Origin of the sequence: Arthrobacter sp. 131MFCol6.1 (assembly GCF_000374925.1) — a bacterium.
In the GTDB taxonomy this organism is placed as follows: Bacteria; Actinomycetota; Actinomycetes; order Actinomycetales; family Micrococcaceae; genus Arthrobacter.
Genome location: NZ_KB895558.1, coordinates 1 through 14,906, shown reverse-complemented (window position 1 = coordinate 14,906; position 14,906 = coordinate 1). Strand labels below are relative to the sequence as shown.

15 protein-coding genes are annotated in these 14,906 nt (G+C 67.3%); 11 read left to right on the top strand and 4 right to left on the bottom strand.

Going from position 1 to position 14,906, the window contains the following annotated elements; genetic code table 11:
* Position 1: 1 nt before the first annotated feature.
* Positions 2-511 (bottom strand): hypothetical protein, encoded by a 510-nt coding sequence (locus C566_RS0119640; RefSeq protein WP_018776065.1) that lies wholly within the window; start codon positions 509-511, stop codon positions 2-4.
* Positions 512-935: 424 nt separating this feature from the next.
* Here C566_RS0119640 and C566_RS0119635 point away from each other — a divergent pair, with 424 nt between their 5' ends.
* The gene (locus C566_RS0119635; RefSeq protein WP_018776064.1) at positions 936-1,553 is read left to right on the top strand and encodes a uracil-DNA glycosylase; all 618 of its coding nucleotides are present in this window, start codon (positions 936-938) and stop codon (positions 1,551-1,553) included.
* A 67-nt stretch (positions 1,554-1,620) separates the two neighbouring features.
* Here C566_RS0119635 and C566_RS0119630 read toward each other — a convergent pair whose 3' ends face one another.
* Positions 1,621-2,874: a type II toxin-antitoxin system HipA family toxin gene (locus tag C566_RS0119630; RefSeq protein ID WP_018776063.1), complete on the bottom strand. Its 1,254-nt coding sequence runs from the start codon at positions 2,872-2,874 to the stop codon at positions 1,621-1,623.
* Entirely contained in the window at positions 2,871-3,167 is a 297-nt protein-coding gene (locus tag C566_RS0119625) for a type II toxin-antitoxin system Y4mF family antitoxin (protein ID WP_018776062.1), read from the bottom strand. The genes C566_RS0119630 and C566_RS0119625 overlap by 4 nt, the downstream gene beginning before the upstream one ends.
* Positions 3,168-3,502: 335 nt before the next feature.
* On the opposite strand from C566_RS0119625, the gene C566_RS0119620 reads away from it, so the two are divergent.
* From C566_RS0119620 to adhP, 9 genes are all read left to right on the top strand, one after another.
* A complete protein-coding gene (locus C566_RS0119620) occupies positions 3,503-4,129 on the top strand; it encodes a hypothetical protein (protein WP_018776061.1) in 627 nt (208 codons plus the stop codon).
* Between the two features lie 111 nt (positions 4,130-4,240).
* Complete coding sequence (locus C566_RS0119615) at positions 4,241-4,990, top strand: YcnI family copper-binding membrane protein (protein WP_026266879.1); 750 nt, start codon at positions 4,241-4,243, stop codon at positions 4,988-4,990.
* 141 nt (positions 4,991-5,131) lie between these two features.
* The gene (locus tag C566_RS0119610; protein WP_026266878.1) at positions 5,132-5,827 is read left to right on the top strand and encodes a FadR/GntR family transcriptional regulator; all 696 of its coding nucleotides are present in this window, start codon (positions 5,132-5,134) and stop codon (positions 5,825-5,827) included.
* Positions 5,828-5,945: 118 nt separating this feature from the next.
* Entirely contained in the window at positions 5,946-6,992 is a 1,047-nt protein-coding gene (locus tag C566_RS0119605) for an asparaginase (protein WP_018776058.1), read from the top strand.
* 8 nt (positions 6,993-7,000) lie between these two features.
* A complete protein-coding gene (locus C566_RS0119600) occupies positions 7,001-8,416 on the top strand; it encodes an aspartate ammonia-lyase (RefSeq protein ID WP_018776057.1) in 1,416 nt (471 codons plus the stop codon).
* 27 nt (positions 8,417-8,443) lie between these two features.
* Positions 8,444-9,958, top strand: coding sequence for an amino acid permease (locus tag C566_RS0119595; RefSeq protein WP_018776056.1), 1,515 nt, complete (start codon positions 8,444-8,446; stop codon positions 9,956-9,958).
* A 94-nt stretch (positions 9,959-10,052) separates the two neighbouring features.
* Positions 10,053-11,369 (top strand): ATP-binding protein, encoded by a 1,317-nt coding sequence (locus tag C566_RS0119590; protein WP_018776055.1) that lies wholly within the window; start codon positions 10,053-10,055, stop codon positions 11,367-11,369.
* Between the two features lie 182 nt (positions 11,370-11,551).
* A complete protein-coding gene (locus C566_RS0119585) occupies positions 11,552-12,853 on the top strand; it encodes a GAF domain-containing protein (protein ID WP_018776054.1) in 1,302 nt (433 codons plus the stop codon).
* Positions 12,854-13,183: 330 nt separating this feature from the next.
* On the top strand, positions 13,184-14,194 hold the full coding sequence (adhP, locus tag C566_RS0119580; RefSeq protein WP_026266877.1) for an alcohol dehydrogenase AdhP: 1,011 nt from the start codon (positions 13,184-13,186) through the stop codon (positions 14,192-14,194).
* Here adhP and C566_RS23500 read toward each other — a convergent pair.
* The gene (locus C566_RS23500) at positions 14,184-14,315 is read right to left on the bottom strand and encodes an MYXO-CTERM sorting domain-containing protein (protein WP_442852623.1); all 132 of its coding nucleotides are present in this window, start codon (positions 14,313-14,315) and stop codon (positions 14,184-14,186) included. The two genes, adhP and C566_RS23500, sit on opposite strands and share 11 nt — an antisense overlap.
* Positions 14,316-14,361: 46 nt before the next feature.
* Between C566_RS23500 and C566_RS21845 the strand changes: the two genes are divergently transcribed.
* Positions 14,362-14,906, top strand: a 545-nt coding sequence (locus C566_RS21845; RefSeq protein ID WP_043467532.1) for an AMP-binding protein, incomplete at its 3' end; no start/stop codon positions are given.

Sequence of the window (14,906 nt, the reverse complement as noted above, 5' to 3'; positions counted from 1 at the left end):
CTTAATTCGCTGTGATGCGGGCCTGAACAAGGTTGGCGAACGGCAGCCGGCCGTGGAACGCACGAAAATCCTCCTGATAACGTGCTTCCGCTGCGTTCACTAGTTCCGGAGGTAGTTCCTTCCAAGCAACCATCAAGGCCTGCGAATCTGCGAGTTGCCACAGCAGCCTGCCACCCCAATGGCCCACCGGGACACCGCGTCCGAAGTCCGCAAATTCCTGGATCCTTTTTCGAAGGCCGCGCTTACCCGTCCTCCCGGCGCCTGCCTTGCCGATATAGAGGACCTCAGCCCCGGCAACCCATTCGGCAGACAAGGCGGCCTGAGGAAGAGAAGGATCCTTGCCCTTGAAGTGACCTCCCGTGCTTCCCGCCAGAAACCGCGGCGTAAAGCCCTCCGGCATCAGCACCGCGTAGATACCGGGGGCCTGCGGGATCTCATTCAGCTCGAGTTCCGCGAACGACCGGAAACCGGTAAAGCCAGCGGCGGTGAGCGTCTGCACATCGAAGTCCATGACGCCACTTTCGCAGAAACTCCTCGGGGTACGGCCCACCAACCACGGAATGCCATAACTCGGCCGTCCTGGCTTCGGGGCTCCGCCCCCGGTCACAGAGCAAATCAGAGCAGTTCGACGGTGGAAAAGAAAAGCGTCCGCCCACCGAAGCGGCGGCGGACGTCAGGCCTGCAGGTACCTTCGCGATCTCGCTAAGAGACGGCTCGGACACTTCCATGTCCCGAACAACCCGGAGTCATCAGATGGTTACCTGCAGGCGCTTTAAGACTACGCCCGCCTCACGGCCGTCACCAGAGGACCATTGACTCTGGGCAAACCCCGCGCAGCCCGGCCGAATAGGTCCCAGCCGAAACACCCCCTGCCGCGAAAGCGTAGAGTGGAGGAAGCCGCCTGATTCTGGACGCCAAGTGCTGAGGGAGAAATCGTGACGATTGACTGGGACGAAAAGAAGACCCTGCTGCAGGAGCCGAACATCGCCGCGGTGACGCAGCTGTGCGACGAACTCATGGAAAAGAAGCCTGGATCCGTGGTCCCGTACATCGACCCCATCCATGACGAGGACGAATGCCGGATCGTCAGCCTGCATGTCAGCCCGGGCAAGGGCACCGAATCGGGCTTTGTCTCGCACTTCAACGACGATGAAGCCGCCCGCCGCGCCACCTCCATTTACGAGGCCGCAGAGCTGGACCCCCGCTATGTGATGCCGTGGAACGCCTACCCGTGGATCCGCGATCCGGAGGCGTCCTCGGCCCTGAACGTCCAGGAGAAGACGGACGGCCTGCGGCCCTTCCGCCAGTTCCTCAAGATCAACAAGCGCGTCTCGGCCGTTATTGCGCACGGCGCGGACGCCCACTCTTTCCTGACGCTTTTCGAGAAGACCTACCATTCCTCGCTGAAGAACCATGGTGTCAAGATCTACAAGGCCACCGCACTTGGCGGCCGCGCCTTCGCAGTATCTCCGGCCAAGCAAGAAGAGCTGCTCGCCAAAAACGTTGAGGTCTACAAAGACGCCATGCAGCGCGCGGGCATCCAGCACCTCTGAGGCTCCACGCGGCGGCATCGGTCAGCAGCACCTGGCCCAGACGCAAGCCGAGCGGGCGCCAACGGCATCACGCGGCCAGCAGCCTGCGCCGGTGCTTGAGTTCCTTGACCCAGTCGCGGGTGACCATCGCTGAAAACGGCGAGGCGCCGTCGTCGGTCATGGAGCGGAACGCCGTGCCCGCCTGAAGGTCCGCCAGCAGCGGTTCCGAGGCCCTCAACGCCAGTTCCAGCACCTGGACGGCGGCACGTTCAGTCAGCCCCATCCCCGCGGCCCAGCCCAGGAAATGCTTCCGGGAAATCCCTGTCCGCTTGCCGTCCAGGGTCAGGGCGAGTGTCTTGTCCCCGTAGACGACCGTGGACGGGATGTCGTATACCGGCGCGATTGACCACTCCCCGGCCGGCTGCTGCACCATGGAAACGTTCTTCGCGTGCAGGTCACCGTTGCCCGTCAGCCACGCAAATGCCGCTTGGAGGGCCAAATTCCGCACCGCGGGCAGCGGCGCCGCACAATACGCCGCAAGCGCATGGCACACCTGCCCGTATCCCACGTTGTACTTGTCTGCCGGGTAAAGGCCCAGCACCTGCGCACCGTCCTCGACGGCGAGCCGCTGCACCGCCCCCGGCGACCCGGCCGCCGCCGTAGGCCCAGACACACCGGCGACTGGCACACGGTCGAAGCGTTCCACGAGCAACCCGGGCCGGCCGGCGACGTCGCGGATCAGCTGGACCCGGCTCAGTGGGATCCGCAGCCGCGCCGCGTACCGGAACATCGCGAACTCGTTTTCGACGACGTGCGGGAACTCGGGCGCGTTGAGTTTGAGGATGTACCGCCGGCCGGCGCTGGCCACCGGCATGGAGATCATTCCCGCGGACAGCTTGTCCTGCACGCCCGCCAGTGCCACCGGGTCGATCAGCCCGGAGTCGCCCAGCAAGGCCTCGAAATCCACGGGCGTTCCGGGGTCAAGCTCGACGGCGTGCTCGTCCGGGTCGAGCTTCTCGCCGTGGCCAACGATTTGCACGTCACCCACCGGGTTGGCGCCGGCGGCGATGAGCAGTGACAGCTCATCGTCCACGCTGGTCTTGATGGAACGGCGCAACGCATTCAGCCGCCGGCCCTCCGGCAGAAGCCCGGTGAAATACGGCGGGGCGGCCCCCGCCGCGGACAGGACGGGTTCCGGAGTTAGCGGCAGGGAGCTCGCGACGGCGGGGCCCCCGGACGCCAGATAGGCCGGCAGGTAGCTGAACCTGGTGCCGCCGTCGTGCCGTTCCAGCCGCGCCGCCAGCACGCCGGCCTTGTAGATGTCCGCGATGCGGTGCCTCATGGCCGGGCTTCCGGGCCGTCCCGCAGTTCTTCGTCGGACCGCAGGCCGGCCACCGGGCCGGCGAGGGCCCGGGCTGCGGCGCTGGTCCGGGTCTGGATCCGGAGTTCCAGCCCCAGCGTGTCCAGGAGCGCCAGCAGGGAGTCCAGCTGCACCGTGCGTTTGCCCTGTTCGACGAACCGGACGAAGCGCTCTGATACTCCGGCCAGTTCGGCCAGCTCACGCTGGCTCAGCCGGAGCGACCCGCGCCGGGCACGGGCTTCGGCAGCGAGTTCGACCGGAAATGCGTTCCCCATGGCCACCTCCGTTGATCAAGACACGTCCCAGTGACCTGCGCTGCAGACAAAAGCGATAGGTACGAACGTGCCGCTTTGCGGTCAATTCCAGTATAGAACGGGCCGAGACGCCTGAACAGGGAAATAACGGCACGTTCGTACCGGCGCCGTGGCTGGCGGGGGCAACTGGCCGGCGATCGAAGGCACCCGCCGTCACAGCCCGGCCGGCGCAGCCCTGCCGCCACAGGTTGGGCGGTTCTGCCGCGCGCGAGCGTGACGGTTCGCAATGGCCCGTAAGATTTAAGGGACTTAAGCGACAACCAGACCCCCAAGGAATCCGGAAAGGACTGCACACGATGACGCGCGCTTCCTTCCGGCTGTTCCGCACCGGCCTGATCGGATCACTCATCGTGGCGCTGGCCGCCGGCGGCCACCTGGCCGGCGGCGGACGGCTGCCCGAGCCGGCGATCGTGACGGCGTTATGTGCCGTGGCGATGATCCCCGTGGCCGTCCTGACCCGCGTCCGCCTGTCCTTTCCTGCCCTGGCCGGCCTGATCGGCGTAGGGCAGCTGTGGCTGCACTGGTCCTTCGGCGCACTGTCCTCAGGGGCGCCCGCGTCCCTCCAGGCGCGGTTGGCGGAGGGCCATCCGGGCCATCCGGGCCATTCGGCGGCAGCCATGGCCCCGGCGATGCCCGGCCCTTCCATGGCGGGTGCCGCGGCCGACATGGGCGGTGCCATGTTCGCCGCACACGCGTTGGCAACGCTCGGCACGGCACTGCTGCTCGCCCACAGCGAGCGTGCCCTGTCCGCGCTAGCTTCCTGGCTGCGCCCCCTCGTGCAGCTGCCCCGGCCCTCCGCCGCCATGCCCCTGCGCGTGCCCGGCCCCTGCGCGCTCAACCTGGTCCTCCCCAAAGCCCGGGTTGGCCTCCGCCTGCCGACAAGGCGCGGCCCGCCGGAACTGTCGCCCGCCGCCTGGCATTAGTCCCTTTCACCTACGGACGGGGACGGCAGGCGGCCACCCGCTGCTACCGCCGGCCGGACACCCCACCGGGCGGCCCCCACCGAAGATCCGTCAGTGAAAGGCACCTTTGCCATGAAATCCTCCCTTCGCCGTACCCTCAAGACCGCCGCTGCCGCTACGATGACCGCTGGCCTGCTCGCCGCCGGCGCAGCAGCGGCCTCCGCCCACGTCCACGTCGACACCGATGATCCGGCCGCGGGCGGCTACAGCCACCTGACGTTCAATGTCCCGAACGAGTCCGACTCGGCCAAGACCAGCAAACTCGAAGTCACGCTGCCCACGGACACCCCGTTCACCTCGGTGTCGGTGAAGCCCGTCGAGGGCTGGAAGGCCGTCATCACCACGAACGAACTGCCGAAGCCGATCACGATCGCCGGCGCCACGGTCACCAAGGCCCCGAGTTCCGTGGTCTGGACCGCTGACGAGGCCCACCAGATCGGACCGGACGAGTACCAGGCATTCTCACTGTCCGTCGGCGTCATGCCGGACGCTGGAACCACCGTGACGCTGCCGACGGCCCAGACCTACACCGATGGAACCGTCGTGAAGTGGGACGAGAAGACGGTCGAGGGACAGGCCGAACCCGAGCACCCGGCGCCCTCCTTCGTGACGACGGCCAAGGACGCCGACGCCCACGGCGCAGCCGTCCCCGCCGCAGCCACGACGGCGGCACCCTCGGCGGCACCGGCACCGGCAGCGGCAGCGAGCACGACCAGTGACGGCGGATCCGCCGCCGGCTGGATCGGGCTGGCCGCAGGCCTGGTCGGACTGGCCGCGGGCGTCACGGCACTGGTCCGCACCCGCCCGTCCAAGGTCCAGTAATCCCGGCAAATAGCCCGGATACAAACCCAAGCAAGTAGCCCGCCGCCGGACCTTCGGCCCGAGCGACGACGGCGGCCCCGTACACCCCGGGGCCGCCGTCACACTTGACACCCCGGTGTGATCTCTGCCATGTTTTAAAGCGTGAACCTGTCAGACAGCCGGACAGCAGGACAGCCTTTGGCTCGCCTCAGCGCCGCCGAAGCCGTTTTCAACGTCCTCCGCGCCGAAATCGAATCCGGCAAGCTCAGCGTCGGCGCCAAGCTGAACTCCGAGGCCACCCTTGCCCAGCAGTACGGCGTGAGCCGCTCCGTGATCCGCGAGGCTTTGCGCTCCTGCACCGCCCTTGGCCTGACGGTCACCAGGACCGGGCGGGGCACGTTCGTCGTCGCCAACCGCGTGGCCAAGGACCTGGTCCTGGGCCAATACTCGGCCCGCGACCTCACGGAGGCACGCCCCCATATCGAAGTTCCTGCCGCCGGGCTGGCAGCAGAACGCCGTTCGGCCGAGGAGCTGGCAACGCTGCGCGACATCGTTGCCGCGATGAGCGGCGAGGACGACCCCGAAGTGTGGGTGGGCCTGGACTCCAGCTTCCACGCGTTGATCGCGCGGGCCAGCCGGAACAAGGTCTTCGAAAACGTCGTCGCCGACATCCGGGACGCCCTCGCCCACCAGTCCGAGACCCTGAACATGGTGGCGGACCGCCAGCACGCGTCCGACGAGGAGCACCGGCGCATCCTGGCCGCGATCGAAGCCGGCGACGCGGCGACGGCCCGCATCGCCATGAGCCAGCATCTGCACGCCGTTGGCATTGCTCTCGACTCGATCCTCAACGCCTGACGTCAGGCTCCTGGTGCCGCGAGCAATGCCGTCAGCAATGGGTCAGCACCAACCAAGCCAGCACCAACAGCGTGACCAGCCACCACAGCCGCATCGATCTCCACCGACAAAGGACGCAATGACTTCCCCTGCCCTCGCCAACACCCCGACCCCGCTGGCCCCGGAGCGGCTGCCGCAGCACGTCCCGCTGGCGGTCCAGACCCGGGACGGCCTGGTCGAGAGTGTCCACTACGGCTCGGTCATCGCCACCGCAGCGGACGGCCAGATCCTTCTGACTGCCGGGGAGCCCCTCGCCCCGTTCTACCCTCGGTCCGCCCTGAAGCCCCTGCAGGCCGTCGCCATGGTCCGCGCCGGGCTGGACCTCACGGACGAACTCCTCGCCCTCGCCGCCGCCAGCCATTCCGGCGCAGCCAGCCACCGTGAGGGCGCCCGGCGCATCCTGGATCTGCACGGCCTGACGCCCGCGGACCTCGAGAACAGCACCGACCTCCCCTACGGCGCCCGCGAGCGCGAAGACTGGCTCGGCGGCGGCGGCCAGGCCACCCAACTGACCCAGAACTGTTCCGGAAAGCATGCCGCCATGGCGGCCACCTGCGTCATCAACGGCTGGCCGGTCCAAGGCTACCTGGACCCGGGGCACCCGCTGCAGCAACTGGTGGCCCGGACCGTGGCGGACCTGACCGGCGAGGATCCCCAGCGCACCACCACTGACGGCTGCGGCACCCCGCTCTTCGCGCTCACGCTGCGCGGCATGGCCCGCGCCTTCGGTCATCTGGCGGCGAGCGCCGAGGGCGGATCCGGCGAAGCGGAAGCCGCCGTCGGCCGCGCCATGCGCCGCCACCCCGAGATGGTTGCGGGCGAGGACCGGGACGTCACCGCGCTGATGCGCCTGGTCCCCGGTCTGCTTGCCAAGGACGGCTTCGAGGGCGTCCAGCTGGTGGGCCTCCCGGACGGCCGCGCCCTCGCCGTGAAGGTCTCCGACGGCGGAGACCGCGCCAGGATGCCCGTCACCGTCCGGGTCCTGGCCGCGCTCGGCGTCGACACCTCCCCCTTGGCGCGCCTCGCCGCCACCCCAGTCCTGGGCGGCGGCCGGCCCGTCGGGCTGCTGCAGGCCACCGATTTCCTCGCAGCCCCCAAGATCTCCCCCGCCCCCGAAGACCTTTAAGGACCGCCATGACCTCGCTCGACGAACGCGCAGAATTCCGCTCCGAACACGACCTTCTGGGTGACCGGGACGTTCCCGCCGACGCCTACTGGGGCGTCCACACCCTCCGGGCCGTGGAGAACTTCCCCATCACCGGCCAGCCGCTTTCCTCCAACATGTACCTGGTCCGCGGGCTCGCCGCCGTGAAACTCGCCGCCGCCCGCACCAACCACGAGCTCGGACTGCTTGACGCCGGGCGTGCCGCCGCCATCGGGGAAGCCTGCACCGAGGTCATGAACGGCAAGCTCAGCGAGCAATTCGTCGTCGACGTCATCCAGGGCGGCGCCGGGACCTCCTCAAACATGAACGCCAACGAGGTCATCGCCAACCGGGCCCTGGAAATCCTCGGGCACCCGAAGGGCGACTATGCCCGGCTGCACCCCAACGACCACGTCAACCTCAGCCAGTCCACCAACGACGTCTACCCCACAGCGGTCAAGCTCGGCACGATCTTCGCGGCCCGGGAACTGCTCCAGGCCCTCACCGAACTCGAAGACGCCTTCGCCGCCAAAGCCCTCGAGTTCCGCACGGTGGTGAAGATGGGCCGCACCCAGCTCCAGGACGCCGTCCCCATGACGCTCGGCCAGGAATTCGGCACCTACGCCGTCACGATCGGCGAGGACCGGCTCCGCCTGGCCGAAGCCGACCTGCTGATCCACGAAATCAACCTCGGCGCCACCGCGATCGGCACGGGCCTCAACGCCCCCGCCGGGTACGCCGAGGCCGCCTGCCGGCACCTGGCCGAGATCACGGGCCTGCCGCTGATCACCGCAGTGGACCTGATCGAGGCCACGCAGGACGTCGGCGCCTTCGTGCACCTCTCCGGCGTGCTCAAGCGCGTCGCCGTGAAACTCTCCAAGATCTGCAACGACCTCCGGCTGCTCTCCTCCGGCCCGCGGGCCGGCTTCGGCGAGATCAACCTCCCCGCGGTGCAGTCCGGCTCCTCGATCATGCCCGGCAAGATCAACCCGGTCATCCCGGAAGTGGTCAGCCAGGTGGCCTACGAGGTGATCGGCAACGACGTCACCATCACCATGGCCGCCGAGGCCGGCCAGCTCCAGCTCAACGCCTTCGAACCCATCATCGTCCACAGCCTCCACAAGAGCATCTCCCACCTGGAAGCCGCCTGCCGCACCCTCACGGCCCGCTGCGTCCGGGGCATCACCGCCAACACCGAACACCTCCGCCTCACCGTGGAACAATCCATCGGCCTCGTCACCGCCCTGAACCCGCAACTCGGCTACGCCACGGCCACGGCCATCGCCCAGGAAGCCCTCGCCACCGGCAAAGGCGTCGCGGAACTCGTGCTCGAACACGGCCTGCTCACCGCCGAGCAGCTCGCCAGCCTCCTCAGCCCGCAACGCCTGGCCAACCTGAGCAAGTAGCGCACCTCCGAACCCCGAAGGACCCCCATGACTTCTCCTGACACTGCCCGCGCCCAAAATCAGCCCGCCCAACAACAGCAATCCCGGCAGCAGACGGTCTCCGACCACACCATTCCGGCACACGCCCACGCCTCGGAGGCCGCGCTCCACGCCGAGGACCAGGGCTATCACAAGGGCCTGAAACCCCGGCAGGTCCAGATGATCGCGATCGGCGGCGCCATCGGTACCGGCCTGTTCATGGGTGCCGGCGGCCGGCTCGCCACCGCCGGACCGGCCCTAATCATCAGCTATGCCGTCTGCGGGTTCTTCGCCTTCATGATCCTGCGCGCTCTGGGCGAACTCGTGATGCACCGGCCGTCGTCGGGCTCCTTCGTCTCCTACGCCCGCGAATTCTTCGGCGAGAAGGCCGCGTTCGTCACCGGCTGGCTGTACTGGCTGAACTGGGCCATGACCGCGATCGTGGACATCACCGCCGTCGCGCTGTACATGAACTTCTTCAAGAAGTACTGGGCGCCTATCGCGGACGTGCCGCAGTGGGCGTGGGCGCTGGCCGCCCTGATCCTGGTCCTGGGCCTGAACCTGATCAGCGTGAAGGTGTTCGGCGAGCTGGAATTCTGGTTCGCGCTCATCAAGGTCGTGGCGCTCGTGTCCTTCCTGCTCGTCGGCATCTACTTCGTCATCTTCGGCACGCCCGTGGCCGGCCAGGAGGTCGGTTTCAGCCTCATCGCGGACAACGGCGGCATGTTCCCCAACGGCCTCCTGCCGGCCATCGTGGTGATGCAGGGCGTCGTGTTCGCCTACGCCTCGATCGAACTGATCGGCACCGCCGCCGGCGAGACCGAAAACCCCGAGAAGATCATGCCGCGGGCCATCAACACGGTGATCGTTCGCATCGCGGTGTTCTACGTCGGCTCGCTCGTGCTGCTCTCCCTGTTGCTGCCATACAGCTCCTACAAGGCCGGCGAAAGCCCCTTCGTGACGTTCTTCGGCTCCATCGGGGTGGACGGTGTGGACGCCATCATGAACCTCGTGGTCCTCACCGCTGCGCTGTCCTCGCTCAACGCGGGCCTCTACTCCACCGGACGGATCATGCGTTCAATGTCCATTTCCGGTTCAGCACCGAAATTCGCGGCCCGGATGAACAAGTCCGGCGTCCCCTACGGCGGCATCGCCCTCACGGCCGCCGTGGCTGTCCTGGGCGTGATCCTGAACGCCTTGGTGCCGGCCGAGGCCTTCGAGATCGTCCTGAACGTCGCATCGCTGGGCATCATCAGCACCTGGGCCATGATCGTCCTGTGCCAGATGCAGCTTGCCCGGCTTGCAGCCCGCGGGGAGCTGCTTCGGCCCGCGTTCCGGATGCCGGGCGCCCCCGTCACGGGCTGGATCACCCTGGCCTTCCTCTTGGCGGTGCTGGTCCTCATGGCATTCGACTCGCCCGTGGGAACGTGGACCATCGCCTCCCTCGTGGTCATCGTCCCGCTCCTGATGTTGGGCTGGCGCCTCTGCCGGCACCGCATCCTGGAAATCGCGGCCTCCGCGTAACGCAACGTCCCCGCAACCTCTCGTGCACGCGGTTCGCATATGCTCAGCGGAAGACTCAACATGGCTCAGCGACGAACCACCCGGGAGACAGCTCATGACCAACTGGCGGATCAGGGATTTCCATTCGGCCGATCTTGACGGCATCCTGCACCTCTGGGAATCCCTCAAAGAATCAAACGTGGAGCCCGTCTACGCGCTCTCGGAGGTTCTGGCCTCCTGCGAAAAGGACCACGCCGTCGTCGCAGTCCAGGGCGAGCAGGTGGTGGGTGCCGCCGTCGGACGGGCCGCCCACGACCAGGGCTGGATCGTCTTCCTGGCCACCCTTCCGGAATACCGCGGCCGCGGGATCGGCACCTCGCTGCTCGCCGCCGTCGAAAACCGGATGGCCCCGCACGGGCTCAACAAGCTCTCCGCGCTGATGCCGGAATCCGAGACCCGGGTGGAGGCCTTCCTGGGCCGCGGCTTCGCCCTGAAGAAGAACCTGCGGTACTTCGAACGGAAAATCCCGGTCCAGCGCCAGGAACTTGAGCCGCTCAGCCAGCTTGGCGGCCGGATCCTGGCCCGTGACCTCTGGGAAAACGTGGCGGGCATGCGCAACGAGAAGGAACTGCTGGAACGCCGGCTGGTGCTGCCTCTCGCCGAGGCCGACCTCGCCGACGAATACGGGGTGGTGCCGCCGCGCGCAGTGGTCCTTTTCGGCCCTCCCGGCACCGGCAAGACGACCTTCGCGAAGGCCATCGCCTCCCGTCTGGAGTGGCCGTTCGTGGAGGTTTTCCCCTCCCGGCTGGCCTCCGACCCCAAGGGGCTGGCCGGGGCGCTACGCGAGACCTTCCTGGAGATCGCCGAACTCGAGCACGCCGTCGTGTTCATCGATGAGGTGGAGGAGATCGCCTCCCAGCGTTCCGGCGAACCGCCGTCGCCGCTGCAGGGCGTCACCAACGAGCTCCTCAAGATCATCCCGGCGTTCCGCGAACAGCCCGGGCGCCTGCTGGTCTGTGCCACCAACTTCATCCGCGCCCTGGACTCCGCATTCCTGCGGCACGGCCGCTTCGACTACGTCATTCCGATCGGCCTGCCGGACCGCCAGGCCCGCGAGGCCATGTGGCAGCGCTTCATCCCCGCCACCGTGGTGGACGACGTCGACGTTGAGCTCTTGGTGGAACGCACCGAGGGGTTCTCCCCCGCGGACATCGAGTACGCCGCCCGCAGCGCCTCCCAGCGGGCGCTCGAAAAAGCGGTGTACGACGACGGCGGCTTGGCGTCCGGCGGCAGCGCCTCAGTTCGCGAGGCGGTCCGGAAGGGCCCCGCCACCCAGGACTACCTCGATGCGATCGCCGACACCCGCACCACGGTCAGCCCCGAAGTGCACCAGCAGTTCCTCGAGGACATCGACGACCTGGGGCGCGTCTAGATGGACTCCGTCAGCAGCTTGTGAGGGGCCACGCCGCGATCACGACCCACAGCGGCGGTATTCTGGTGACTGGGGCCACGTGGGCCCCACTTCTGCTTGTCGACAATGGAGCCACCGTGCGTAATCCCCGGTCGCTATTTCCAACCCCGGCGACGGACCCGGCGCCGTCTGCTGCCAGGCGCGTGACAGCGTCGAACCAGCCCGGCATCAGATCCGGGCAGGGGCCGCTGCGCAGAATCATTGAAGAGTCCTGGAAGCGTTCGCTCCGGCTACAGGCCAACCCTGACATACCGCCTTCCTCGTTACTCGTCGAGGGTGAGGCCCTTGAGGAGTACCGCCGCGGTCACCCGCTGGCGTCCATCATGCCGGTGATTAACAAACTGCTGATTCAGCCCAGTACCGAACAAGGCTTGCTGGTGGCTGTCGGGGATGAACTGGGCAGGCTCCTGTGGGTCGACGGGGATGCTTCCCTGCGCCGGCGTGCCGAGGGCATGCTGTTCGTTGAGGGCGCGGACTGGTCCGAGGCCAGCGTGGGCACCAGCGCTCCTGGAACCGCCCTGGCACTGGGCCGCAGCATCCAGGTCTCCGGTCCCGAACATTTCAACCGGGCTGTTCACGCGTGGAGCTGCACGGCGGTGCCGTTCCATGATCCAGACACCGGTGCCGTGATCGGAGTCCTGGATATTACCGGGACCGAGATGGCAGTCGCCCCGCATACCCTTTCCCTCGTAGAGGCTGCGGTTGCGGCTGCCCAGTCGCAGCTGCGCGTGGAGCGTCTTCTGCTGGCCGCCGCGACGCGCGACCGGCTCGCCCGGCGGCGAAAACCTGCTTCCGCCACCAGGCCCAGAACGGTTCCCGGCAGCCCGGCCCGAAGCCTCTATCGCAACAGCCTGCAGCTGCTCGGCCGCGACCACGCGCTGCTCAGCATCGACGGAAGGACGGTATCGCTGTCTCCTCGGCACAGTGAGATGCTGGCCCTGTTGAGCATCCATCCGGATGGTCTCAGTGGCGAAGAGCTGGGCAGCATGCTGTCCGGGGAAGTCTCAGCCATGACACTTCGGGCGGAGATGGTCCGGTTGAGGAAAGTCCTTCAGCAGTTCAATCCTGCCGCCGTGCCGGAATCCCGGCCCTACAGACTCACCGTGGACGTGCTGCCGGACGCCGGACAGGTTCTCAGTTGCCTCCAGCGCGGGGCGCACAGGGTCGCCCTGGAAATCTATCGCGGCCCGGTGTTGCCCCACTCCGAGGCCCCGGGTGTGGTGACGCTGCGGAGGCGCGTCTCCACACTTCTTCGGGAGGCAGTTCTAACCGACGGCAGCGCGGAAGCCCTGCTCCAGTATGCAGAACTCCCCGAAGCGAGCGATGACATTGCCGTCCGCATGGCGGCGCTGAAGCTGTTGCCGCCCCGCTCACCCAAGAGGGCTGCCGTGGTGGCCGACTTGGAGCGCCTGGAATCCGAACTCGGAACACCCCAGCCCAGGTGACCTGACTCACAAGGCTGCAACCTCATCGCAACCCTCCCTTCCCTAGGCTTTCGGCAACAGCCATCATCCTGCTCAGCACAAGTGCCAGCGGTGGTTGTGCAACAAACTCCAGACCAGAACGGCTTGGGTCACGTTCCACGGCAACGACGCGCGGACTGGAACTGTGACGGGTTATCCACACCCTGACAATCCGCGGCCTCACCCGTACCCCGGTGAGGCTTCGGCGGACAACGGGCATCACGCCCGGCTTCTGGCCTGATGTTCAATTCATGCCTGCGCATTATTTGCTGCGGCCACAAAGACGACGAAGGAATATCGACAATGACGACGATGAGAGCAGCTGTAGTTACTGAATTTGGCAAGGATCTTCAGATCAAGGACCTTCCTGTCCCTACGCCGGGACGCGGCGAGGCACTGGTCAAGGTCCTCACCACCGGGGTCTGCCACACCGACCTGCACGCCGCGGAGGGAGACTGGCCGGTCAAGCCGTCCCCGCCGTTCATTCCCGGCCACGAAGGCGTCGGCGAGGTCGTTGCCCTCGGTGAGGGCGTCACTGATCTGGCCGTCGGCGACCTCGTCGGCAATGCGTGGCTCTGGTCGGCCTGCGGCGACTGCCAGTACTGCCGCACGGGCTGGGAAACCCTGTGCGAGGCGCAGCAGAACGCCGGCTACAGCGTCGACGGTTCCTTCGGCGAGTACATGCTGGTGGACACCCGCTTCGCCGCCCGCATTCCGGCCGGCTCGGACCCCGTGGAGGTGGCTCCGGTTCTCTGCGCCGGCGTGACGGTCTACAAGGGCCTGAAAATGACCGAGGCCCGGCCGGGCCAGTGGGTCACCATCTCCGGCATCGGCGGACTCGGGCATATCGCTGTCCAGTACGCCGTGGCGATGGGGTTGCGGGTCGCGGCGGTGGACATCGCCGATGACAAGCTCGCCCTGGCCAAGAAGCACGGTGCGGAGCTGACGGTCAACGCCCTGCACGAAGACCCTGTCGAAGTCATCCAGCGCGAAACCGGAGGTTGCCATGGAGTCCTGGTCACGGCTGTGCACCCGTCAGCATTCGGCCAGGCGATCGGGATGGCCCGCCGCGGCGGAACGATCGTGTTCAACGGCCTGCCGCCGGGGGACTTCCCGGCGCCGATCTTCGAGATTGTGCTCAAGGGCCTGACGGTCCGCGGCTCGATCGTCGGAACCCGGCAGGACCTGGAGGAAGCACTCGACTTCTACGCCCAGGGAAAGATCCACCCCACGGTATCCACGAGGGAACTCTCCGAAGTCAATGCCGTCCTCGACGAGATGAAGCACGCCAAGATCGACGGCCGCGTGGTCATCAAGTACTGATCAATCCCGACTGCCTGCGGCGGCGGCGTATCCCTAGAGCGCTGAGGGATACGCCGCCGCTGCTGGGATTCTGGCCCGGCCCAGGGCGGGGCCCTGAGCGGCACCCCGACTGCCGGCGCACGCACGAATTTTTTCACCTCAGAATATGTAAAGAACAGGGGTTACCCATGTCCAACGCCCTTACCGCGTCATCATCCAGCCCTATCCAGGCAGGCGATGCCTTCGAAAACCTGTCCCAGGAGAACCGCCGGTTTGCGCCGTCGGCCGGGTTCGCGGCGAACGCGGTGGTCACCGCCGCCGAGTACGCCGAGGCCGACGCCGACCGTCCCGCGTTCTGGGCGAAGCAGGCCCGCGAGCTGCTGAGCTGGTCCAAGGACTTCAGCCAGGCGCTGGACTGGTCCGACCCGCCGTTCGCGAAGTGGTTCGTCGGCGGCGAGGTCAACGCGGCCTACAACGCGCTGGATCGGCACGTCGAGGCCGGCAACGGGGACCGGGTGGCCATCTACTTCGAGGGCGAGCCGGGAGATACCCGCACGTACACGTACGCGCAGCTGACCGAGGAAGTGAAGAAGGCCGCGAACGCGTTCGAGTCCCTCGGCGTGGCCAAGGGCGACCGCGTGGCCGTGTACCTGCCCATGATTCCCGAGGCCGTCATCACGCTGCTGGCCTGCGCCCGGATCGGCGCGATCCATTCCGTGGTCTTCGGCGGCTT

Excerpts from the sequence above, each read along its gene's own strand:
- C566_RS0119620 (WP_018776061.1), top strand. The coding sequence starts at position 3,503 with ATGACGCGCGCTTCCTTCCGGCTGTTCCGCACCGGCCTGATCGGATCA.
- C566_RS0119590 (WP_018776055.1), top strand. The coding sequence starts at position 10,053 with ATGACCAACTGGCGGATCAGGGATTTCCATTCGGCCGATCTTGACGGC.
- C566_RS0119630 (WP_018776063.1), bottom strand. The coding sequence starts at position 2,874 with ATGAGGCACCGCATCGCGGACATCTACAAGGCCGGCGTGCTGGCGGCG.
- C566_RS0119615 (WP_026266879.1), top strand. The coding sequence starts at position 4,241 with ATGAAATCCTCCCTTCGCCGTACCCTCAAGACCGCCGCTGCCGCTACG.
- adhP (WP_026266877.1), top strand. The coding sequence starts at position 13,184 with ATGAGAGCAGCTGTAGTTACTGAATTTGGCAAGGATCTTCAGATCAAG.
- C566_RS0119595 (WP_018776056.1), top strand. The coding sequence starts at position 8,444 with ATGACTTCTCCTGACACTGCCCGCGCCCAAAATCAGCCCGCCCAACAA.
- C566_RS0119600 (WP_018776057.1), top strand. The coding sequence starts at position 7,001 with ATGACCTCGCTCGACGAACGCGCAGAATTCCGCTCCGAACACGACCTT.
- C566_RS0119640 (WP_018776065.1), bottom strand. The coding sequence starts at position 511 with ATGGACTTCGATGTGCAGACGCTCACCGCCGCTGGCTTTACCGGTTTC.
- C566_RS0119625 (WP_018776062.1), bottom strand. The coding sequence starts at position 3,167 with ATGGGGAACGCATTTCCGGTCGAACTCGCTGCCGAAGCCCGTGCCCGG.
- C566_RS0119605 (WP_018776058.1), top strand. The coding sequence starts at position 5,946 with ATGACTTCCCCTGCCCTCGCCAACACCCCGACCCCGCTGGCCCCGGAG.